This window comes from Gilliamella sp. wkB195 (assembly GCF_001690445.1).
Taxonomy (GTDB): domain Bacteria; phylum Pseudomonadota; class Gammaproteobacteria; order Enterobacterales; family Orbaceae; genus Gilliamella; species Gilliamella apicola_E.
The window spans coordinates 182,812-206,481 of sequence record NZ_LZGP01000011.1; the positions used below are offsets into that span (position 1 = coordinate 182,812).

Genomic DNA, 23,670 nt, shown 5'->3' on the forward strand with positions numbered 1-23,670 from the left:
AATTATTGTTTTTTAGCCAGTTAATAAAAAATCAAACGACTTGTAAAAGTATCAGGACTAGACAAAAAAACGCTTTTTTTTTAATTAAATTTTTTGAATAATATTGGAAATTTGTCTTACCGAGTCTATTAACGCTATGAAAACGATTTGCCGCATAATAAGTTTTATTATTTGTATTTTATTCAGTCAGATAGCTACTGCCTCTTTCCAAAATCTCTGTTTGCTAACCGGGACATTATTAGAAGATCCACAACAGGGTATTTTTTCTATTGGCGAAGGCGAACAGGAACATGAAAAAAGTGTATTTGATATCAAGGTGTTAATTACCAAATCGGAAAAGAGGGGGCGCGCAGATCATGGTTGTTTTTTACCCAATGATAAACCTTACGAGTTAGAAGTAGGATTAGAAAAAGCCTTTCAATTACGCAATTATAAAAAAGGTGATCAGGTCGAATTAATACAATATGAAAGAGATATCCAAGATTGGAAAGATGATAGTAAGGTAGAAACTGAAACATCTTATTTTCTAGGTACAGAAAAATAAAAAGATTAGATTACTCGTATAATTTTCTCAGTATTAAGCTTTGAAAATATTGCGATTCTAAAAATCATCAATAAAACTTATTACGGCATAATATGTTACACCATAGTGTTCGTTTCAAAACATCTTAAAGAAAAGCCGACTAAAGTTACGTCAATTGTATATAAAAATTTATCATCGGTTGAATTTAACTCATTCGCTTCGTAAAATAGGCAAAATTTTATTTTTGGCTGATTATGCAACTTCATTTAGTGGTCAATACGTTTGGTGCTGACCTGCAACGCCGTTATGGCGAAAAAATCTATAAACTCACCTTACATGGCGGTTTTAGCTGTCCTAATCGGGACGGCACTATCGGTGTAGGTGGTTGCACCTTTTGTAATGTCGCATCGATTATCGATGAGTCGATTCAAGTCAAAACCATTTCACAGCAACTTGCCCAACAGGCGCATCAGATGAAAAAATCTAAGCGCTATCTTGCTTATTTTCAGGCTTATACCAGTACTTATGCCGAAGTCGAAATACTCAAAAATATGTATGAAGAAGCACTTAATAATGCCGATATTGTTGGACTTTGTGTTGGTACTCGCCCTGATTGTGTGCCGGATGAAGCGCTCGATTTACTTGCCAGTTATCATGCTAAAGGCTTTGAAGTTTGGCTGGAGCTTGGCTTACAAACCGCTCATGATAAAACCTTACACAGTATTAATCGTGGACATACGTTCGATGTTTATCATCAAACCGTTCAAAAGGCGCGTAGACTTGGTATAAAAGTTTGTACTCACTTAATTATTGGTCTACCTAAAGAAACTAAGCAAGATAATTTAATTACGCTAGATTGTGTTTTAAATAGCGGTGTTGATGGTTTAAAACTACATCCACTACATATTGTAGAAGGTAGTATTATGGCTAAAGCATGGCGTGCAGGTCGGCTTGATGTATTGTCCTTAGAGCAGTATGTCGATATTGCTGGTGATATTATTCGGCAAACCCCTGCCAATATTTTATACCACCGTATCTCCGCCAATGCCCGCAAACCCACCCTACTTGCCCCTGATTGGTGCGAAAACCATTGGCAATCGATGAATGCGGTTGATAATAATTTACGCCAATTTGGTGCGCAAGGTAGTGCAATTAATGACACTTATCGCTTTGAGTTATAATATTGCTATAGCTTAACTTTGCTATCAATCATTTAGTTGCAACTTGCTATAATTTTAATTATCTAAAAAGTGTAGATAAAACAGGATTCAATCATAGTAGATAAGGATTGACTTTGATAAGTGTTAAAACCATTCAAAGTCAATCGATGTCTGAATCAAAAAATCAAGTTAACCTTTTGTTGAAGTAACGATTTATTGATTGTCTCTATTTTTGTCGCTCTTTATCCACTTTTTAAAAACATTGACCGGTAATTTTGTTATAGCAAACCCACACAACATAATGATTGTACAAATGATGAAGTTAGTTGAAATGATTTTATGCTCATAAATCGATGAAATAAAAATAGCAACGACCGGGAAAATAATAAAAATAAATGACAATACTACCGGGCTCATTCGTTTTAATAAAAAGAAATAAGCAATAAAGCCAAATACGGATGCAAAAATACCGAGATAAATTAATGCTAACCAGCTATTTAACGAGATAGTTTGAAAATTATTTTCTTCAAAAGTAAAACTCAACAAACAAAGTGCGATACCCGCAACGCCTATCGGTAGAGTATTGAAGGTAAATACATTTATACCTTCGCCAGCTTTTTTGGAGTAAACATATAAAAAACCATGCATCAATGCCGCTAACAGTATTGATATTACGCCCCAAAAATCGCTATAGGAAAGAATAAAACCTTCAGAGATTAAAATGTACATCAAACATAAAAATCCCACTGTAATACCTATTACCTGATTTATATATATTTTATCTTTTAAGATTATCTTAGCGAAAATAATTGAAAAAATCGGCATGGTGCTAAATAACAATGAGGTTAAACCTGACGATACATATTGTTCACCAAAACTAATTAAATAATAAGGAATGGTAAAATAAAATAACGTTAATAGTAGAAAAAAATGGAATGATTTTCGAGGAAACAATATTGGTGATTTAGCAATAATTGTAATTAATACTAAAAAAGGAAATGCGATAACAAAGCGCAGACCAGCAGCTAACAGTGGGTTAACAGTTTCAACAGCAATTTTTATTCCAATCCATGTCGTTCCCCATGTGAAGCACACAACGAGAAAGAGAAATAAAATAACATATTTGTTATTAAAAAAAATGTCCTTATTCATACTAATCTTCTCTTATCCATTAATAAAAACTAAGTTAGCTAATATAATATAAAATATAGGTTTTTGTAAGCTTATAAAAAATATTGTTAGATTCTCTTCAGAAAAATAGTTTTAGCTATGAATTTACTTTGATATAAAGTGCTTTGAACATGTCTAAAACAATCATTTATTTTTTAGTTCTTTTAATATTGTTAATAAGAAATGAAAAGATAATTATTTGCGATTCTAACCGTTAAAATCGCTTTTAGATTCTATTTAGTTTTTACTATTTCACTCTTAAATACTGGAATTTATAAATAGTCTTAACAATCCTTGTAGGCAAAATCAAGCTTTGCGCATCAATCAAGAGTGAGTATATAATATTCCTTTCTGACTTGAGGCAATCTAGATGCAACTAGCTTTTTGTATTTATAAATATTTCCCTTTTGGCGGGTTACAACGTGATTTCTTGCAAATTGCTACCGCTTGCCAAGCTCGTGGACATCAGATCCGTGTTTATGTATTGGACTGGCAAGGTAATAAACCAGCTGGGATTGATATTATTATCGTGCCCCAAAAAGGATTCTCTAACCATAGCCGCAATCAAGCCTATTACCATTGGGTGAAAGCTCACTTACAAGCTAACCCGGTAAACTGTGTGGTGGGTTTTAATAAAATGCCTGATTTGGATGTCTATTTTGCTGGAGATACTTGTTTTGCTGAAAAAGCCGCTCATAAAGGCTTTCTTTATAGATTATCGAAACGTTGCAAGCACTATTTAGCATTTGAAAAATCGGTATTTTCACCTAGTTCACAAACTAAAATCATGGTGCTAACTAAGCAACAAATTCAAGATTTTAAGAATCACTATCATACCCAAGATGAGCGATTTTTTTTATTACCGCCAGGGATTGCTTTAGATCGAAAATATTGTGCTGATAGCCCCAAAAAACGTGAACAATTTCGACAAGCTAATCAAATTAGCTTAGATGATTTTGTAATTGTGCAAATTGGGTCAGATTTTAAACGTAAGGGAGTTGACCGTTCTTTGAGAGCTATTGCAGCTTTACCCGATGCGCTTAGGCAGAAAGTTAGCTATCTGGTCGTAGGACAGGATAATCCTGAACCTTATCAGAAGTTAGCCGATGACTTAGGCATTAGTAAACAAGTGCGTTTTTTCTCCGGTCGTAATGATATTCCTGATTTTCTATTTTCAGCCGATCTCTTGTTGCATCCGGCAAGGCAAGAAGCCGCAGGCATGGTATTGATTGAAGCTTTAGCGGCTGGGGTACCGGTGATTGTGTCGGGTATTTCTGGGTATGCTTATCATATCAGCCAAGCTAATGCCGGCATTGTGCTGCCAGAACCTTATGATCAAAGCACATTGAATCAAGCGTTAGAACGGTCTATTAGTGATAAGGAGCAATGGGGTAATTGGCATAATCATGCGATTGCTTATGGTGATAGTGAAGATTTATATCATCTAGCACAACGCGCAGCAGACATTATTTTAGGATGTCGTTATGAATGAAATCAAACTAAAATCACCCTTTAAAGAGTTATGGTTAGGTAAAGACCCATTCACTGAAGTTGAATTAATTTCAGGTAAAGTTTATCGTGCGGTTAAACAAAGAAAAACCCTTAATTTTGAGTTGGATGGTGAATCTTATTTTATTAAAATTCATCGTGGCAGCACGGTTAAAGAGATTGTAAAAAACCTTATTTCTTTACGTTTGCCAGTTCTAGATGCTAAACAAGAGTGGGATGCAATTCATCGTTTAGAGCAAGTTGGTGTTAATACGATGGATGGGCGCGCTTTTGGGCGCAAGGGATTAAATCCGCTTACTCGGCATTCGTTTATTATTACTAAAGATCTTAATCCAACCATTAGTTTAGAGGATTTTACTCGACCATGGTTAGACAATCCACCTAGCTATCATTTAAAACGTTCGTTAACTATTTATTTAGCTAATATGACCGCTAAAATGCACGGCGCGGGTGTGAATCACCGTGATTGTTATTTGTGTCATTTTTTGTTGGATTTACCGTTATATGAAAATAGTGAAGAAATAAAACTTTCTGTAATTGATCTTCATCGAGCACAAACACGTGATAAAGTCCCGACGCGTTGGCGTGATAAAGATTTAATTGGACTTTACTTTTCATCAATTAATATTGGGCTAACTCAGCGAGATATTTGGCGTTTTTTAAGAACCTATTTTAATAAACCCATTAAAGCCATTGTACGTGATGAGCATAAGTTAATTGATAGTGCTAAGCATAAAGCTGAGCGCATTGCGAAACGAACTGAAAAGTACCAACTTTAACCATAAGGATATGTCATGTTTATTGAACAAATTGATATCAAAGGGTTTAGAGGAATTAAGCAACTTTCGTTAAAACTTAACGCTAAATCAAGCGTTCTAATTGGTGAAAATCAATGGGGGAAATCAAGTTTACTTAGTGCGTTAAAGTTGCTAACTCTAGATAATAAGTTTTATCAGTTTGTCGATTCAGATTTCTATTATGATAATGATGGTAATCATATCTCAATAAAAGTTGTCTATTGTGAATCCTATCCAAATCAATTAAATGAACAAGCTTATCAACCTTTGCAAGCCGTTAGCTATAGCTCGCAGTTAGATAATTTATATCGAATTACTTACCAAATGAGTGCTCAAAAAAGTGGTGATAGTATTATCACTGAGCATCATTTGTTAAATGAGCACGGACAGTTGTTAAAATTAGATGATTCTAAGTTATTAATTGCTATTTTAATTAATTTGAATCCAGTGATGCCGCTTAAAAATTCGATTAATGCTAAAGATTTACCTGTTACTAATCAACCTTTATCACAACACTTTATTGACCAGCTTTCCGAACAGTTAAAAGCCCATTCAGAGCAATTGAGCCAAGCTGAACTTAATCGAGGATTACAAGCTGCTCGTTCATTATTAGAATACTATTTTGTTGATTATCAACAACGTTCTAATTATAAAAAAATGGCGCAGAAAAATAGTCCAAAAGTAGAAGATTGGAATTCTCTTGAGCGCATCAATAATATTTTGGATGATTTGGATAATGATTATTTACGTACTGCCCTTTTAGGTATATTTGGTTCTATTGTTAATGCTAAGGGTGATAATCCACTATCACACAGCTCAGTCCCTATTTTAATTTTGGAAGAGCCAGAAAGTCAGCTACATCCAATTATTTTATCGGTTGGCTTTCGATTATTGAAAAATTTACCGGCTCAAAAAATTATTACCTCTAATTCAAGTGATTTGGTGTCGTTATTTCCTTTGGAGAGTATTTATCGATTAATCCGACTTCCAGATCAAATTGTCACTAAGTACATTTCACCTCATTCATTGAGTGTTGCCGATAGTCGACGCATTTTATTCCATGTCCTTTATCGACGCCCTACAGCCCTATTTGCCCGTTGTTGGTTACTGGTTGAGGGTGAAACTGAAGTGTGGTTATTAAGAGAGCTCGCAGAACAAAGTGGTTATCACTTAAGTTCGGAAGGAATTCAATTGTTAGAATTTGCGCAATGTGGTTTAAAACCATTAATCCATTATGCAAATAAAATGGGCATTCGTTGGTACGTGATTACTGATGGCGATATGGCTGGAAAAAAATATGCCGAAACCGTGCAATCACAATGTGCTCCAGGTGAAAATCTAAACGATTATATTACTGTATTACCCGCGCGTGATATTGAAAACTTTTTATTCAAACATGGCTTTAGTCATGTTTATAAATTAGCTGCTTATAATACGGTTGCTCATATTGATATGTCGGTACCCAAGATTATTCAAAAGGCGATCCACAAAAGTTCAAAACCAGACTTGGCTATTGCGGTGTGTGATGATGCTAAAGCTCGAGGCATTACAGCAATTCCAAGATTGTTAACCGATACTTTTGCTAAGTTGGTTAAGACATCTAAATCCTTGCTTTAAATTTTTATTGATTAGACATTGATAACCCGCCGATAACTTTCGGCGGAATAATTTATGAAGTTATTTTGTAATTCGTTTATATTTGGCTCGTTTAGGTTCAAGTGCCTCCGCGCCTAAAGTGCGTTTTTTCCACTCTTCATATTCGGTAAAGTTACCTTCAAAGAACTCCACATGCCCTTCATCTTGGTAATCGAGAATATGAGTTGCAATGCGGTCTAAGAACCAACGGTCATGCGATATTACTAATGCACAGCCCGGGAACTCTAATAACGCATTTTCCAGCGCACGTAAGGTTTCGACATCAAGGTCATTGGTTGGCTCATCGAGTAATAGTACATTACCACCAACTTGAAGTAATTTAGCTAAATGCACCCGACCACGTTCACCACCAGACAATTCACCAACTCGTTTTTGTTGATCCACACCTTTAAAATTAAAGCGACCAACATAAGCACGGCTTGGGATTTCGAAGTTACCAATACGCATGATATCTTGCCCATTTGAAATTTCATCCCAAACAGTCTTATTATCATCCATACTGTCACGGAATTGATCGACAGAGGCAAGTTGTACGGTATCACCTAATGTGATAGTTCCTGAATCTGGTTGTTCTTTACCTGATAGCATTCTAAATAGCGTCGATTTACCCGCTCCATTTGGACCAATGATCCCAACTATCGCCCCTTTAGGAATACTAAAAGAAAGATTATCGATTAATACTCGATCGCCATATGATTTAGTTAAATTAGCGACTTCAATGACTTTATCACCTAAACGTTGCCCAGGCGGAATAAAGAGTTCGTTAGTTTCATTACGTTTTTGGTAATCGTTGCTATTAAGCTCTTCAAAACGGGCTAAACGAGCTTTGCTTTTTGCTTGTCGCCCTTTCGGATTTTGACGCACCCATTCAAGCTCTTTTTCAATCGACTTACGGCGAGCGGATTCGGTTGCCGCTTCTTGCGCTAATCGCTGATCTTTCTGTTCAAGCCAAGAAGAGTAATTACCTTCCCATGGAATACCTTCACCACGGTCTAGCTCTAAAATCCAACCAGCAACATTGTCTAAGAAGTAACGGTCATGGGTTACAGCGACCACCGTGCCTTCATAGTCATGTAAAAAGCGTTCTAACCATGCGACAGATTCAGCATCTAAATGGTTAGTCGGTTCGTCAATTAATAACATGTCTGGTTTTTCCAGCAATAACTGACAAATAGCAACACGGCGACGCTCACCACCGGATAAATTTTCGATTTTTGCATCCCAATCCGGTAGACGCAAGGCGTCAGCTGCTCGCTCTAGTTGGTTATCTAAATTATGCGCATCTTGCGATTGTATGATTGCTTCAAGTTCCGCTTGTTCTTTGGCTAATTTGTCAAAATCAGCATCTGGATCAGCATAAGCCGCATACACTTCATCTAAACGAGCCAAAGCTTTTTTGGCATCACCAACGGCTTGCTCAATAGCTTCACGTACAGTTTGCTTAGGATCAAGTTTAGGTTCTTGCGGTAAATAACCTATTTTAATGTCCGGCTGTGGACGAGCTTCACCTTCAATTTCGGTATCCACTCCAGCCATAATTCGTAGTAATGTCGATTTACCTGCCCCATTTAAGCCAAGAACACCAATTTTGGCACCGGGGAAAAAACTTAATGAGATATCTTTTAAAATATAACGTTTAGGAGGAACAATCTTCCCAACACGATTCATGGTATAAACATATTGCGCCATAAAACATCATCCGTTTGTTAAATTAATCATAGCTAAGTTAATTTTACTTGCTATAAAAGTCATGCCGTATATTGTAACGTTTCTGTCAATGGGGTCTAGGGTTATTTGTCGAATTGATTAGATTTATTCACTGTCGGTTTTGTTTTTTACATGCAATTTAATCGGTTTCATATATAATCAATAACCTATTAAATTGACAGTATGAGTGATAAAGACCATTTTAGGAGCAAGTATGAGTAACATCACCGTTCATTGCCATATTGATCGACAATATTTAGTCGATACTTATTACGCGCTGCAAGGTTGTTTGGATGATAATTTTACACAAAAATTAGATGATTCAATTGCTGATAATATGCGTAATTTTACCTTCACCTTCGATAATGAAAAAATAGTACGGCTAAATAACGATAAGAACGAAGTCAGTACTTTCTATTACTCAGATCTGTATCAAATACATGAAGCTAAAACTGGGTTATTTTTTTTTAGTAATAAGATTATTTTTGAATTTGTTCGTTATGATCTGTTTCAACCGGATGAGTTAGAGCGCCTAAAAGATTATCTGGCGCCTTATTTGAGCAAAAACCAAGAATCCAAAATAGCAATGATTAATTATCAATTTGACTGTCAACGTGTATATGCGTTTATTTGTCATCAATTTCGAAATTCAAGAAAAAGGATGTTTATTTTATCTACTATCCTTTTATTTTTGAGTTTGTTGCTATTTCCAAAAAATCCTACTTTATCAGTACTAATTTTCATACTGCCTATTTTATTACTTACCTTATTTTTGGCTAATTTTAAAAAACAATCAAAAAAGCAGGTTTTAACATTGAATGAACGCTTTGGCAGTATGACCTGTATTTTTTATGATGATCATCTAACCTTCAGTTACATAAAAAAAGTGGGAGTTTCTAATATCAACTATGCTGAATTTTATAAAATAGAGAAAACATCAAAAGGTTATGTGTTTTTCATACAAGAGAGTTCGGGGTATTACTTTTTTTATAACGAGTTTAGTTTAGAACAACAACAAGCGCTGGAAGAGAAACTGAAACACTATAGCAATTATTCAGAGAAGTAATATTATACCCTTTTTACTCATCCCACCTAATACGAGGTGGGATGTTAATCAGATTATAAGAAGGTGAAGATTTGATCTTTCGGCAGACGTGATTTTGGACGATGCGCATTACCATCATCTTGAGCACGATAACCTAACGTTGCAACCACAATGCTTTTCAATCCTTTGCTTTTAAGATCTAAAATTTCATCCATTTTAGCAGAATCGTAACCCTCTATTGCAGTAGAATCAACACCAATTGCCGCAGCGGCAAAAAGCAATTGCCCTAATGCAATATAGGCTTGTTTACCTTCCCAGCACTGTTGTGATTCAGGTGTTTTGCTATTTAAATTTACAAAATAACGTCGGCCCTGATCTTGAGACGCCTTTAATTCCGCCGAAGGTAAACGACCGTCTTTCTCTTCTTGATTAAGTAGATTAACTAAATGGGCTTCATCCAATGGGGTTTTAATGCAAAAAACAATAGTATGTGATGAGCCGGTGACACGTGGTTGATTAAAATCAGCTATTGCCGGCAAAATTTTATTTTTAGCCGCTTCATTATCAATAACATAAAAATGCCACGGTTGAGAGTTGACCGATGACGGACTGTTTCTTAAAACAGTTAATAACTGCTCAATCTTATCTTGGGGAATCTTTTTCGTTTTGTCATAATGTTTGGTGGTATAACGTTTTTGTGAAATTTCGACAATATTCATAATGGCTCCAATAATTGATAATTAATTCTGAAATAGCGTTACTTGTGTAAAACTATTTTTTAGAGCAAAAAATGATACATAAATAATGAACATTCTTATTTTTGAAATGATTATTTTGAATCTATTGAAAAGTACTTATCAGGCACCTTATCGCTTATGCCCTTAAACTCCTACCATTTTGCATACTATTAAACTATTTTTCAATTCAATTCTTGACGTTCTTTATTATTCATCATCAATAAATCAAAATAAAAGCTTAATAGTTAGACAAATTTTAACTAATGTTTTATCAAGTAAAAGAGTAAATTTTAAACATCTTTCTTGACATGCGTGAAGATTTTTGATAAAAAATGCAATAATATTTAATAAGTAATATAACAATTGAGAAGTTAATGATTAAATTTACTAGCCTCCTACTCAGCCTCCTCCTCGCATCAGTTTGCGCGGATAGCTTGTGTGTGGAGTAAAAGTGATTTAATACTTAACTCGACAAATTAACAAGAACCCGCGCTAAAGTGCGGGTTTTTTGTTTTCTTAACTTGAAATACCGAGATAGCACCAAAATATAAAGGAAATAACAATGAGCGATCAGATTATTATTTTTGACACAACATTACGTGATGGTGAGCAAGCGTTACAAGCAAGTTTAAGTGTTAAAGAAAAATTACAAATAGCTTTAGCATTAGAAAGAATGCGGGTTGATGTGATGGAAGTTGGTTTTCCTATCTCATCGCCTGGTGATTTTGAATCAGTACAAACTATCGCTAAAACCATTAAGAATAGTCGTGTATGTGCGTTGTCTCGTTGTATTGACAAAGATATTGATGTTGCCGCTGAAGCGCTAAATGTAGCCGATCAATTTCGTATTCATACCTTTATGGCAACATCAACCTTACATGTTAAAGATAAATTAAAAATGACATTTGAAGATGTCGTTGAACGAGCGGTGCACTGTGTTAAACGTGCACGTAATTATACAGATGATGTGGAGTTTTCTTGTGAAGATGCAGGCCGTACCCCAATTGATAACTTATGTCGGATTGTTGAAGCAGCAATTCAAGCAGGGGCAACAACGATCAATATTCCGGATACTGTCGGTTATACTGTCCCTTATCAATTTGGTGGCATTATTCGTACCTTATTTGAACGTGTCCCGAACATTGATAAAGCGATTATCTCTGTTCATTGTCATGATGACTTGGGCATGTCGGTGGCTAACTCGATTAGCGCGATTCAGGAAGGTGCTCGGCAGATTGAAGGCGCGATGAATGGTTTAGGTGAACGAGCCGGTAATACTGCTTTAGAAGAAGTGATTATGGCGATCAAAGTTCGTCAAAATATCTTAAACGTTCACACTAATATCAATCATCAAGAAATCTACCGTACCAGCCAAATTGTAAGCCAAATTACTAATACACCAATACCGTCTAACAAGGCGGTTATTGGTAGCAATGCTTTTGCCCACTCTTCAGGAATACATCAAGATGGTGTATTAAAAAACCGCGAAACTTATGAAATCATGACACCAGAGTCGATCGGTTTAAATCAAATCCAATTAAATTTAACTTCACGCTCTGGTCGAGCAGCTGTTAAACATCGCCTAGAAGAATTGGGTTACCACGATAACGATTATAATTTAGATCAAGTTTATGAAGCTTTTTTAGAGCTTGCTGATAAAAAAGGCCAAGTTTTTGATTATGATTTAGAAGCTTTGATATTTATCAATCAACTTAAAGATGATCAAGAGCATTATGTTTTAGATTATTTTAATGTTCAATCAGGCTCTACTGTCGTTTCAACTGCGTCAGTAAGTTTGATTATTGGCGATCAAAAATATTCAGATGCGGCAACTGGTAATGGTCCAGTTGATGCAGTTTATCAAGCAATAAATCGTATTACCGGTGAACCAATTACCATTGTAAAATATCAATTAGCCTCTAAAGGTCAAGGTGAAAATGCCTTAGGTCAAGTTGATATCGTTGCCGAATATAAAGGGCGCAAATTTCACGGTGTTGGGCTTGCGACTGATATTGTTCATTCATCCGCATTAGCATTAATTAATGTTTTAAATAATGTTTATAGAGCTAATCAAGTTGCTGAGCAAAAACAAAAATTGCACCACGATTAAATAATAGATGCGATTTCGTTATTTATTGACGAAATGCTTAAATTAATTATAAGGAATAGATATGTCTCAAAATTACCATATTGCAGTATTACCTGGCGACGGTATTGGTCCAGAAGTGATGAAACAGGCTTATAAAGTGCTTGAAGTCATTCGTCAAAAATATAACCTTGCAATTACGACTAGTGAATATGATGTCGGTGGTGCAGCAATTGATATTCATGGTTGTCCATTACCTAAAGAAACACTAGAAGGTTGTGAAAAAGCCGATGCTATTTTGTTTGGCTCAGTTGGTGGTCCAAAATGGACAAACTTACCGCCAGATCAACAACCTGAACGCGGAGCTTTATTACCATTACGAAAACATTTTAAATTATTTGCGAATATGCGTCCTGCTAGTTTATATCAAGGTTTAGAAGAATTATGTCCTTTACGTGAAGATATTGCTAAGCGTGGTTTTGATATTTTATGTATGCGTGAGCTAACTGGTGGTATCTATTTTGGTTTACCTAAAGGTCGTGAAGGTTCTGGCCCTCAAGAACGTGCTTTTGATACTGAAGTTTATCACCGTTTTGAAATTGAGCGTATAGCTAAAATGGCATTTGAAGCTGCAAAAATTCGTCGTAAAAAAGTCACTTCTGTTGATAAAGCTAATGTATTACAAACATCAATATTGTGGCGTGAAGTTGTAAACGAAGTCGCTAAACAATATCCAGAAGTCGCACTTGAACATATGTATATCGATAATGCAACCATGCAACTTGTTAAAGATCCTTCTCAATTTGATGTATTATTATGTTCTAATTTATTTGGTGATATTCTATCTGATGAGTGCGCTATGATTACCGGTTCAATGGGAATGCTACCGTCTGCTAGCTTGAATGAAGATGGATTTGGATTATATGAACCAGCTGGCGGTAGTGCACCAGATATTGCTGGTAAAAATATTGCTAATCCAGCTGCACAAATTTTATCTTTAGCATTATTAGTGCGTTATAGTTTAAAACGTGATGATATCGCCAAAGCTATTGAAAATGCAGTTAATAAAGCTTTAGAACAAGGGACCCGCACTATCGATCTTGCTCGTGGTGGTAGTTATGTTTCAACCGATGAAATGGGTGACACCATTTGTCGTTTAATTTAATTTTTAGACTAAGGGTTAAGCTATCATATTAACCCTTTTAAAGAATATTAAAGGAATATAAGCAATGTCTACAAAACCAAAAACATTGTATCAAAAATTATATGATGCACATGTTGTCTATGAAGCACCGAATGAGACCCCTATTTTATATATCGATCGCCATTTGGTTCATGAAGTAACCTCTCCTCAAGCCTTTGATGGCTTACGAGCGATGAATCGTAAAGTCCGCCAACCTCATAAAACATTTGCTACGATGGATCACAATACTTCAACGAAAAGCAATGAGTTAAGTGCTTGTAGCGAGATGGCTAGAATCCAATTAACTGAATTAGCTAAGAATGCTGAAGAATTTGGCGTATCTTTATATGGTTTACAAAGTCCATTACGAGGTATCGTTCATGTTGTTGGACCTGAACAAGGCATGACATTGCCTGGTATGACCATTGTGTGTGGTGACTCACATACTGCAACGCATGGTGCTTTTGGTGCATTAGCTTTTGGTATTGGGACATCAGAAGTTGAACATGTTTTAGCTACCCAAACCTTAAAACAAGGTCGGGCTAAAACCATGAAAATTGAAGTAAAAGGCAAAGTAGCCAGTGGCATAACTGCTAAAGATATTATTTTAGCCATCATTGGCAAAACAACAAGCGCAGGTGGTACTGGCCATGTGGTTGAATTTTGCGGAGAAGCAATTACATCCTTGTCTATGGAAGGTCGAATGACATTATGTAACATGGCGATTGAAATGGGTGCCAAAGCTGGATTAGTTGCACCGGATGAAACGACATTTGAATATTTGAAAGGTCGACAATTTTCGCCTAAAGGGGTAGATTTTGAGCAAGCAGTCGCTTATTGGAAAACCCTAAAAACCGATGAGGGTGCACATTTCGATACGATTGTAACTTTGGAAGCTAAAGATATTGCTCCACAAGTAACTTGGGGAACTAACCCAGGTCAAGTAACCGCTATTGATAAGCAAGTTCCAAATCCACAAGATTTTTCTGATCCGATTGAAAAACAGTCTGCTGAACGTGCGTTAGCTTATATGGGTTTAACTGCTGGTACTAATATGTCTGATATTAAGATCAATAAAGTGTTTATCGGCTCTTGCACGAATTCTCGTATCGAAGATCTTCGTGCTGCAGCAGAAGTCGCCAAAGGACGCAAAGTAGCTGATGGCGTTCAAGCTTTGGTTGTTCCTGGTTCTGGGCCTGTACGTGAACAAGCGGAAGCTGAAGGATTAGACAAAATTTTCATCGATGCAGGTTTTGAATGGCGTTTACCAGGATGTTCAATGTGTTTAGCGATGAATGATGATAAGTTAGCTCCTGGCGATCGCTGTGCATCAACCAGTAATCGTAATTTCGAAGGACGACAAGGACGTGATGCCAGAACACATTTAGTTAGCCCTGCAATGGCTGCTGCTGCTGCCATTACTGGTCATTTTACTGATATTCGCAAACCATTTTAAGGAGACTTGTCATGGCGAAATTTACAAAACATACTGGATTAGTCGTTCCTTTAGATGCTGCAAATGTGGATACTGATGCCATTATTCCTAAACAATTCTTACAGAAAGTTACTCGTACAGGATTTGGACAACATGCATTTCATGAATGGCGATTTTTAGATGATGCCGGTAAACAACCAAACCCAGAATTTGTGTTAAATAAACCTCGTTATAAGGGTGCGAGCATTTTATTAGCTCGTGAAAACTTTGGCTGTGGATCTTCTCGTGAACACGCTCCATGGGCATTAACAGATTATGGTTTTAAAACTATTATAGGATCGAGTTTTGCCGATATTTTTTATAATAACTCGTTCAATAATCAACTATTGTTAGTGAATCTACCTGAAGAAGATGTTGATGAGCTTTTCAAGATTGTAGAAGCCAACGAAGGAATTGAGTTTACTATTGATTTGGTTAACGAAGTTGTCATTGCTGGAGATAAACAATATCCTTTTAAAATTGATGCTTTTAAACGCCATTGTTTATTAAATGGATTAGATAATATCGGTTTAACACTTCAACATGAAGATGCAATTAGTGCATTTGAACACAAGATTCCAACATTTTTAGCTTAAAATCTTTATGAAAATATCATCGCTTGTTGTTTAAGCGATGATATCTCACTACTTCTTAAATAAATTTTCAACTACACTTCATATAAATAACTAATCGAAGCTATACTTGTAATCACTCAGTTTTATATTAATAAATTCAATAAGATAAATGGCTTATTGTTTATCAGTTAAGTTATCACTTAAGGTGTGATGACTACATATTAAGCATTAAGTTAAAGCTGTTTTCGATGGCTTGATGGAGGTATTGATAACGCTTCACGATATTTGGCCACTGTACGGCGAGCAATTATGATACCTTGATTTTCAAGGAGTGAGACTAATTTACTATCACTCAACGGTTTTTTAGAATCTTCATCAGAAATATATTTTTTAATTAATGCCCGAATTGCTGTGGAAGAGGCTTCCCCACCGGATTGAGTGTTAACATGACTTGAGAAAAAGAATTTTAACTCAAAAATACCGGTTGGGCATTGTAAATATTTTTGCGTTGTCACTCGCGAGATAGTCGATTCATGCATATCAATAGCTTCAGCAACATCAGATAAAATCATTGGCTTCATATATTCAGCGCCATTTTCAAAAAAGTCTTGTTGATGCTCAACAATAAATTGACTAACTTTTAATAACGTCTCGTTACGATTCTCGACACTTTTTATAAACCAATTAGCGTCTTGTAAATGTGAGCGAATATATTGGCTGTCATGTTCATTGCTGACTTTTTCCATCGCAGCATAGTGTTGATTAATTCGTAGCGTTGGAACAGTATCATTATTTAATTCAGCTATCCATTTACCATCAATTTTTTTCACTACAACGTCCGGAATAACATAATCAGGTGGTGTAGTATTAACAGAATCCCCCGGATAAGGCTGTAAATGTTGAATAAAGTTTATAGCTTGTTTTAGTTGCTTATCAGAAGCATTTAATCGTTTTTTCAGTGTCCGGTAATCATGACTTGCTAATAAATCTAAATAGTCATTGATGATCTCTTTTACTAACGCCGGTGGAGTGACATGTTGAATTTGAATAGATAAACATTCTTGTAATGTTCTTGCCCCAACCCCGATCGGATCAAAATGCCAAATTCGCTTTAATACTGCTTCCACCTCGTCGAGCTCAATTTCACTATTACCTTGTTCCTCTAAAATTTCTTCAGTTGAAACAGTCAGGTAACCTCTTTCGTCTATTGCTTCAATAATGGATAGCGCAATTGCACGATCAACCTCACTAAAAGGCGTTAAATCTAACTGCCAATTTAAATAATCATGCAAGGTTTCGTGTGTTTCACCTTGATAGATAGGTAACTCATCATTACGATAATCAGAATAGGTTCCTGATGGTGTGCCTGCAGTATAGATATCATCTAAAGTTGCATCTAAAGGAATATCCTCTGGGATTTCTTGACTATCGAGTGCTTCACGAGTATCAATATTTTCGTTAGGTTCATGCTGTTCAACATTGATCTCATCGTATTGCTCAGCAACCTCTAATAGTGGATTGTTTTCAAGTGCGGTTTGAATTTCTTGTCGTAATTCTAATGTAGACAATTGCAACATTCGAATCGCTAGTTGCAATTGTGGCGTCATTGACAACTGTTGCGATACCTTCAGTTGTAACCCTTGTTTTATCATAATCTATAATCTGAATTCATGTCCTAAGTAAACACGTTTTACATATTCATTATTTAATATGCTATCTGGCGTACCTTCAGCAATTAAATGTCCCTTATTTACTATATAGGCACGTTCACAAACATCAAGCGTTTCGCGGACATTATGATCGGTAATTAGTACGCCTAACCCACGATCTCGTAGATGTTTAATGATATTTTTGATATCAATAACAGAAATCGGATCAACCCCAGCGAATGGTTCATCAAGTAAAATAAATTTTGGATTAGCAGCCAAAGCTCGAGCAATTTCAACTCTTCGTCTTTCACCGCCTGATAAAGATTGGCCTATATTGTCTCGAATATGTGTGATATGAAATTCTTCAAGTAACTCTTCTGCCCGATTTAATTTTTCATTTTTGTCAATATCTTGGCGCGTTTCTAAAATAGCCATAATATTGTCTATAACAGATAATTTTCTAAATATTGAGGCTTCTTGAGGTAGATAACCAATACCTTTTTGAGCACGCTCATGTAATGGTAATATACTGATATCATGATCATCAAGATAGATTCTTCCTGCATTTAAAGTCACAATGCCAACTACCATATAAAAAGTAGTAGTTTTACCCGCACCGTTAGGACCAAGTAAACCAACAATTTCACCAGAATTGACGGTGAGACTTACATCTTCAACAACACGTCGTTTTTTATAAACTTTTGCAAGGTTTTCAGCTTTTAAAATTGACATTTTATTTATTCATCTCTTTAACTTGACTTGGGATGATAGTAGATTTCACCCGTCCTGAATTACCCGGCTGCGCAAGTATTCGTTGTTTTTTGACATCATAAGTAATGATCGGACTTTTTATACGGTTATCTTGCTGAATAAGCTCCGCATCACCTTGCAGTACAATATTACTTTCTTTCACATCATAAATAACTTGGGATGAATGACCTGTTACAACTTTATTATTTTTAGGCATAATTTGCTTATATCTTACAGGGTTACCATATCCAGTAATTTTTTGTTTGGTAGAGTCTTGCATATCGGTTATAACAACCTTATCAGCCCAAATGGTAAGACCTTCCTGAACAATCTGTACATTACCACTAAAAGTAATAATATTTTTTTCAATATCAATTTGTTGGTTATCTGCATCAATTGTAATGGGTTTATCATTAACAACCATCTTTTGATCTTTTTGAGGGGAAGACGCTTCAAAATTAGGCTCATCTGCAAAACAAGCAAATGATACATATAACATAAAAAATAATGGATAAATTGCTTGTTTTCTCAATCTCATTTTTTATTGTGCCTCAGTATTATAATAGGTTTTTATATTCTCAAGTATATTTGCCGTTTTTTCTCTTAAATCGCCGACTAAACCTGTCCCGGTCGATAAAAAACCAATCCCTTTTATTTTCACAGGATCATTTGAGGTGACAAGTTGTGTTTTTAAATCGACTACTGCGTTATCTGTCAATACTTGCTGTAATTGTGAATCAGGTGATAAATTTGTTAATTGTACATCTTGATAAAGGTAGATTAATTTATCATTAGTCAATGTTGCACGTTTTGCTTGAATATGCCAAGTCGCGGCATGTTCCTGATCGTAAAGCGTGACATTAGGTAAATCAAAATCTGTATTTTCATTGCTATCAAAATGTTTTACTTTGCTTGATGCAATTTTATATACCATAGTGCCTGATAAATCATAGACATTGGTTATCATCTCATCACTTTGATAAATGGGTGTATCAGGCGAATTTGCGTTTGATGGCGCGACCGAAACACTATCTTCTGTTTGGTAAACAGAATAAATACCAATTATCAGAATAAGGAGTAGGATACAGATTAAATTTTTTTTATTCATAGTTTACGTTAATTATGTAAATAAAGTTAATCACTAATAAAAGTAGACCTTTATTACAAATCACCCAAAAATTGCCTTATTTTACTTTATTTTTTAGTAAATTAATATCTAACATTAAAAGAAGTTAAATCATTTTGAGGTACCATTTGAATAATTTTAATATTTGAAATTTTTGCTGAAGTTGGTCCTCCAGAATTAAGCCAATTAACTAGTGAATCTATCTGTTTACTCTCGCCAAGTGCGATAATTTCAACATTACCATTATCTAAATTTTTGACGTAACCTAATAAATTAAGTTTTTTTGCTTGCTGATAAGTAAAAAATCGAAATCCAACACCTTGAACTCTTCCACTAACCTGTATTTTAATTTGTTTTATCATCATATAACCTAAATAATTCAAGTTTACCTATTAGCCTAAATCAGTTATCGTTTTAATTAAACACTAATATTAATATTTTGGTTAAAATTTATTAAATTATTTAAAACATTAGTAATCTATCAGGCTGATTTTCTTTTGAATGAAATTGATAATATGGCTTCTAGTTTATTTAATATTCAACCATCAATACTAATTAAGTAAAAGTAAGGTTGCATAAAACACATAAAAAAGATCCTAGATTATTTTGCCTTAAAACAGGATAAATAAACTAGGATCTTATTTTATTTAAGTAATATTTTTGAAATTCAATTAAAATGATTAATTTTCAATTATTGTATTTTGATTGTTATCAACAAAATCGCCTTGCATATAGCCTTTATTGATAAAGTCAACCATATTGCCATGTATTGTTTCTGTAATCATACTACCCTGACTTGAATTTTCAAATTTATCACCTGATAATCTAATATGTATGTTTGATTTCAATTTGCCATCATTTTTGATGTTTTTACCATTAATATTAATAGCGTGATTAGCTAAAATTGATCCTTCATTGTGTATTTGATTTCCCTTTATATCAATTTGCCAATTTGAGCTTAATTCACCTGATCTGTAATTTTTGACATTGTTTGAATCAAATCTTAGATAGTTAGCTGAATATAATTTGTTATGATTCTCAACGTTGGTTGAATTAATATCGAAATTATGAAGGGCATTTGCATTACCATAATTTTCAAATTTATCACCTGCTATGGAAATATCAGCACCCTTAATTACGCCAAGCCAATCATTTTTGAAGTTTTTTGCATTAATAACAGCCTTGATAGTATCTATCAAACCATTATTTAGGATATTATCACCTCTCAAATCAATTTGCTTATCGGATTTTAAAATACCTGTTGAGTTGTTTGTAAAATTGGTAGAGTTAATTGTAAGGTATTCTCTAGATAACAAATTTGAAGCATTCATAACATCAGTTGAATTAATATAGAAATTATGTTCTGCTCGTGCACTACCATAATTATCGAATTTATTACCACTTATCGTAATATCACCACCTTTAATTACTCCATACCAATCATTTTTGAAACTATCTCCAAAAATGATAGCTTTTTTAGACGCTATTATTTCACCAGTATTGACACCACTTTCAGTATTAATTTTGATATCACCACTATTGAGTGTACCAATCACTTTAGTGCCATCTTCTGTAGTATAACGTCTATTGTTAAACTCTTTCTTGGCTTTAATTTCAATAAGATCAGCTGATTTTATTTGTGAACGATTTTGGAAATCATGTGCTTGAATTTTAACAATATGCTCGGATTCAATTGATGAACCATGATCATTATTTAAATATTCCGTATTCAAGTTAACTTGATTTTTTGCAAAAATTTTAGCGTAGTTATCAATTTTTTTAAACGCAAGGTCCAATACATTTTCTGCACGAATTTGACCTTTATTATCTAAAGTATCACCTTCTAAATTAACATTTCTACCTTCTATAGTAGCTCCATCTCTATTGTGTAGTGTTAATACATAGCCTTTTAAGTCTTGTTTTGCCTGTAATTTTCCAATATTTTCAAGGTAATCGACTTCTAATTCCAGATTTTCAATTGGCTCAATTTTTCCATAATTAATTAATTTAATTGCATTAATATCAGCATTGTTCGCAACTATATTTCCGTACCAATCATTTATTAATGAATCAGATTTTATGTTTAATTGATTGCCGGCAATTATATCTTTTTGGTTTCCAAATTCATGAGTCAAAATATTCAAATTATTATTTGAGTATATCACGCCTTTATTAACTAGTTTATCAGCTTTAAATTGAACATTCTGCCCCTTAACAAGACCCGCTGAATTAATGGTTTCAAAAATATTACTTACTACTGATACTTGCTTGTTACTCGAAAGTTCTCCTGAATTGGTAACATCTAACACATGAACAGTAAGGTCTTCTGAAGCATGAGCTTTACTTCTGTTAAATAATTTATCACCCTGTAAAAGTATGTGTTTGGCTGAAATAGAACCGCCGTAATCGTTTATAATTTCTTTACTAGCAATATGAACTTCATTATCAGCTGACATATTACCTTGATTTTGGGTAAGTTCAGATTTAATATCAATGTTATTTTTTACTTTCATATCACCAGTATTTTTAGTTATATAACTTGTAACATCAATATCTTGAGCGTCAATCGTTGCCCCAAAACCATTATTGAATTCATTACCTTGAGCTGTTACCGTTTTACCAGCAGTAATTACACCATTATTACCAGTCCAACTCCCTGATGAAAAATTAACATTTTCTCTAGCCTGTAATGTGCCGTTATTTTTGATTTCATGATAACTAGCTAATGATATATTCTTATTTAAACTTTTTATTTTTCCATTATTTTCAATAGCATTACCTTTACTTCGCAAACTTACATCACCAACAGCGTCTATTATATTCTCATTAACGACTTTACCATCGGTTGTAATATTGATAGAGCCAGCATTGGTATATATTTTACCTTGATTACGTACACCTACACCATTTTCTGTACCTACCATAGTAATTTTACCGGCATACATTCCACCTAATGCGGAAACATCAAGCGCAAATTCAGGTTTATCTGCATTAGAATCCGCACCTTGTCTTTCAACCTTACTTAAGTCAGCACTGACTTTATTTTTACCTGTTACAATATTCACTTCATTATCTGCCCATAACTTGGCATTAATTGAAACTGAACGCGAAATTAAATCAGTATAATTTTGACCGCCACTACGTAAACCATCACCTTGGATTTCAATTTTGCCTTGTCGAACATCGTAACCTTTTAATTCTCCATCTTCCATGATCGGCTTACCTGTAGTTAATGTTGTACGATCAGCATTAATAAAACCGCAACCATTACAAGTAATACCCGCAGCATTAGCAATAACCACTTGTGCTTTTTGACCTGCTACTTCAATAGAACCAAGAAGTTGACTTGGATTATTAGAATTTACTTCATTTAAAATGACCCTTGCATTATTTTTTAATCGTTTATTCCCATTAATATTTCCTGCTAACTCGGTATTTGTATCTGTGAGTGAGTTATTAAGAATCAAACCGTCTTTTGATACATCAAATTGTGTAAATTTGTTATGTGATATACCACCTTTAGTTGGAGATACGATATCAACTTGTGTAGTACCATTATTTAATTCTTGAACATTAGGTCTTTGATTTTTTCCTGCATTAGGATCTACAACGACACCGCCTGCATAACTATTACTAACAACACTTACCATACCTAAAACAACATAAGATAAGAAAACTATAGGCTTTAAAACTGCTTTTTTCTTACCTATAATATCCGCTTGAGTGTTAGTATCTTTTTTTCTTTGACTCTTACCTGAAATAGCTTGATGCGATTTAACAATTTCTGACACCACAACAAATAATCCTCGAGCCTGATTAAAAACAATCCGATAAAAATTTTTATTCATAGTATTTTGCCTTTCATCTTATTTTGTTATTCAAATGTCTAAACAAAAAGTTATTATTTCAAATAAAAACAATTTATTTACAACGATTAATATTTACTACAAAATAAATTGCAAATTATCATTAATTTACAATTCATAACGATATAATTTATTTATCTTTTACTACCAATAAATAAAACTATATTTTAGGGACTGCTTGTACTACAAACTTAACTATAAAATATAATCCATTTTACTAATTGCGATTAAATCCAATTTAATGTCGAGAAAAGAGTTATTTAAATTATTTATAAAATATTTAAAGAAAAACTAAAGCATCAATTATTGTTTACTTTATTTAAAAAGGGAAAAGGATACATAGCATCCAAACAGGCAAATTAAAACTTAATAGCCATTTATTGAAGACAAATTAAATGTGATCAATAAAAAGTCGCCTTTTTAATATTACTCATACCACAAAATCATATTACTTAGTTGTATTATGCTACTGACATTACTAAATATTAAAAATTACAAAAACTTTTTACTACAAATTGATAATTAAAAAATTCAATTAATCATTGATAATGATGTATCTTTTTACAAGAACTTAAAAGCTCCTGCATATATAATAATACTTAATATAACATAAGGTAAAAGATTTTTTTTATTATTTATATCCATAATTTTTCAAAA

19 protein-coding genes are annotated in these 23,670 nt (G+C 34.2%); 10 read left to right on the forward strand and 9 right to left on the reverse strand.

The genetic code is table 11. The features are described 5' to 3' along the window. Positions 1–136: 136 nt before the first annotated feature. Both A9G08_RS03025 and A9G08_RS03030 read left to right on the forward strand, forming a co-directional pair. Positions 137–544, forward strand: a complete 408-nt coding sequence (locus tag A9G08_RS03025) for a DUF1218 domain-containing protein (RefSeq protein WP_065562267.1) — start codon at positions 137–139, stop codon at positions 542–544. Between the two features lie 233 nt (positions 545–777). After that, a complete protein-coding gene (locus A9G08_RS03030; protein WP_065562268.1) occupies positions 778–1,704 on the forward strand; it encodes a TIGR01212 family radical SAM protein in 927 nt (308 codons plus the stop codon). A gap of 192 nt (positions 1,705–1,896) precedes the next feature. On the opposite strand, the gene A9G08_RS03035 is transcribed toward A9G08_RS03030, so the two are convergent. After that, positions 1,897–2,835, reverse strand: coding sequence for a DMT family transporter (locus A9G08_RS03035; protein ID WP_065562269.1), 939 nt, complete (start codon positions 2,833–2,835; stop codon positions 1,897–1,899). 388 nt (positions 2,836–3,223) lie between these two features. Between A9G08_RS03035 and A9G08_RS03040 the strand changes: the two genes are divergently transcribed. From A9G08_RS03040 to A9G08_RS03050, 3 genes are read left to right on the forward strand one after another with little or no spacing between them, the layout of a single operon-like run. Beyond that, positions 3,224–4,345, forward strand: coding sequence for a glycosyltransferase family 4 protein (locus A9G08_RS03040; RefSeq protein WP_065562270.1), 1,122 nt, complete (start codon positions 3,224–3,226; stop codon positions 4,343–4,345). Then, on the forward strand, positions 4,338–5,141 hold the full coding sequence (rfaP, locus tag A9G08_RS03045; protein ID WP_065562271.1) for a lipopolysaccharide core heptose(I) kinase RfaP: 804 nt from the start codon (positions 4,338–4,340) through the stop codon (positions 5,139–5,141). The genes A9G08_RS03040 and rfaP overlap by 8 nt, the downstream gene beginning before the upstream one ends. A gap of 15 nt (positions 5,142–5,156) precedes the next feature. Continuing rightward, complete coding sequence (locus A9G08_RS03050; protein ID WP_065562272.1) at positions 5,157–6,776, forward strand: DUF2813 domain-containing protein; 1,620 nt, start codon at positions 5,157–5,159, stop codon at positions 6,774–6,776. Positions 6,777–6,836: 60 nt separating this feature from the next. Here the strand turns inward: A9G08_RS03050 and ettA are convergent, their stop codons facing one another. Further along, entirely contained in the window at positions 6,837–8,504 is a 1,668-nt protein-coding gene (ettA, locus tag A9G08_RS03055; protein ID WP_065562273.1) for an energy-dependent translational throttle protein EttA, read from the reverse strand. A 232-nt stretch (positions 8,505–8,736) separates the two neighbouring features. On the opposite strand from ettA, the gene A9G08_RS03060 reads away from it, so the two are divergent. Next, positions 8,737–9,588 carry a YcxB family protein gene (locus tag A9G08_RS03060; protein ID WP_065562274.1) on the forward strand — a complete coding sequence of 284 codons (852 nt, stop codon included), beginning with the start codon at positions 8,737–8,739 and terminating at the stop codon, positions 9,586–9,588. 53 nt (positions 9,589–9,641) lie between these two features. On the opposite strand, the gene nfsB is transcribed toward A9G08_RS03060, so the two are convergent. Further along, the gene (gene nfsB, locus A9G08_RS03065; protein ID WP_065562275.1) at positions 9,642–10,286 is read right to left on the reverse strand and encodes an oxygen-insensitive NAD(P)H nitroreductase; all 645 of its coding nucleotides are present in this window, start codon (positions 10,284–10,286) and stop codon (positions 9,642–9,644) included. Positions 10,287–10,866: 580 nt separating this feature from the next. Between nfsB and leuA the strand changes: the two genes are divergently transcribed. The 4 genes from leuA (at position 10,867) to leuD (ending at position 15,643) form a co-directional block, all read left to right on the forward strand. After that, positions 10,867–12,414 (forward strand): 2-isopropylmalate synthase, encoded by a 1,548-nt coding sequence (gene leuA / locus A9G08_RS03070; protein ID WP_065562276.1) that lies wholly within the window; start codon positions 10,867–10,869, stop codon positions 12,412–12,414. A 61-nt stretch (positions 12,415–12,475) separates the two neighbouring features. Further along, positions 12,476–13,555, forward strand: coding sequence for a 3-isopropylmalate dehydrogenase (leuB, locus tag A9G08_RS03075; RefSeq protein WP_065562277.1), 1,080 nt, complete (start codon positions 12,476–12,478; stop codon positions 13,553–13,555). A gap of 64 nt (positions 13,556–13,619) precedes the next feature. Then, the gene (leuC, locus tag A9G08_RS03080) at positions 13,620–15,029 is read left to right on the forward strand and encodes a 3-isopropylmalate dehydratase large subunit (protein WP_065562278.1); all 1,410 of its coding nucleotides are present in this window, start codon (positions 13,620–13,622) and stop codon (positions 15,027–15,029) included. Between the two features lie 11 nt (positions 15,030–15,040). Next, on the forward strand, positions 15,041–15,643 hold the full coding sequence (gene leuD, locus A9G08_RS03085; RefSeq protein ID WP_065562279.1) for a 3-isopropylmalate dehydratase small subunit: 603 nt from the start codon (positions 15,041–15,043) through the stop codon (positions 15,641–15,643). Between the two features lie 212 nt (positions 15,644–15,855). Here the strand turns inward: leuD and A9G08_RS03090 are convergent, their stop codons facing one another. From A9G08_RS03090 to A9G08_RS03115, 6 genes are all read right to left on the reverse strand, one after another. Then, the gene (locus A9G08_RS03090; RefSeq protein ID WP_065562463.1) at positions 15,856–17,271 is read right to left on the reverse strand and encodes an RNA polymerase factor sigma-54; all 1,416 of its coding nucleotides are present in this window, start codon (positions 17,269–17,271) and stop codon (positions 15,856–15,858) included. Positions 17,272–17,277: 6 nt separating this feature from the next. Continuing rightward, the gene (gene lptB, locus A9G08_RS03095; protein WP_065562280.1) at positions 17,278–18,003 is read right to left on the reverse strand and encodes an LPS export ABC transporter ATP-binding protein; all 726 of its coding nucleotides are present in this window, start codon (positions 18,001–18,003) and stop codon (positions 17,278–17,280) included. 1 nt (position 18,004) lies between these two features. Next, the gene (gene lptA / locus A9G08_RS03100) at positions 18,005–18,559 is read right to left on the reverse strand and encodes a lipopolysaccharide transport periplasmic protein LptA (protein WP_065562281.1); all 555 of its coding nucleotides are present in this window, start codon (positions 18,557–18,559) and stop codon (positions 18,005–18,007) included. Positions 18,560–18,562: 3 nt separating this feature from the next. Next, on the reverse strand, positions 18,563–19,129 hold the full coding sequence (gene lptC / locus A9G08_RS03105) for an LPS export ABC transporter periplasmic protein LptC (protein WP_065562282.1): 567 nt from the start codon (positions 19,127–19,129) through the stop codon (positions 18,563–18,565). Positions 19,130–19,230: 101 nt separating this feature from the next. After that, entirely contained in the window at positions 19,231–19,509 is a 279-nt protein-coding gene (gene yccX, locus A9G08_RS03110; protein WP_218058384.1) for an acylphosphatase, read from the reverse strand. A gap of 318 nt (positions 19,510–19,827) precedes the next feature. After that, positions 19,828–22,995 (reverse strand): two-partner secretion domain-containing protein, encoded by a 3,168-nt coding sequence (locus A9G08_RS03115; protein ID WP_065562283.1) that lies wholly within the window; start codon positions 22,993–22,995, stop codon positions 19,828–19,830. Positions 22,996–23,670 lie beyond the last annotated feature (675 nt).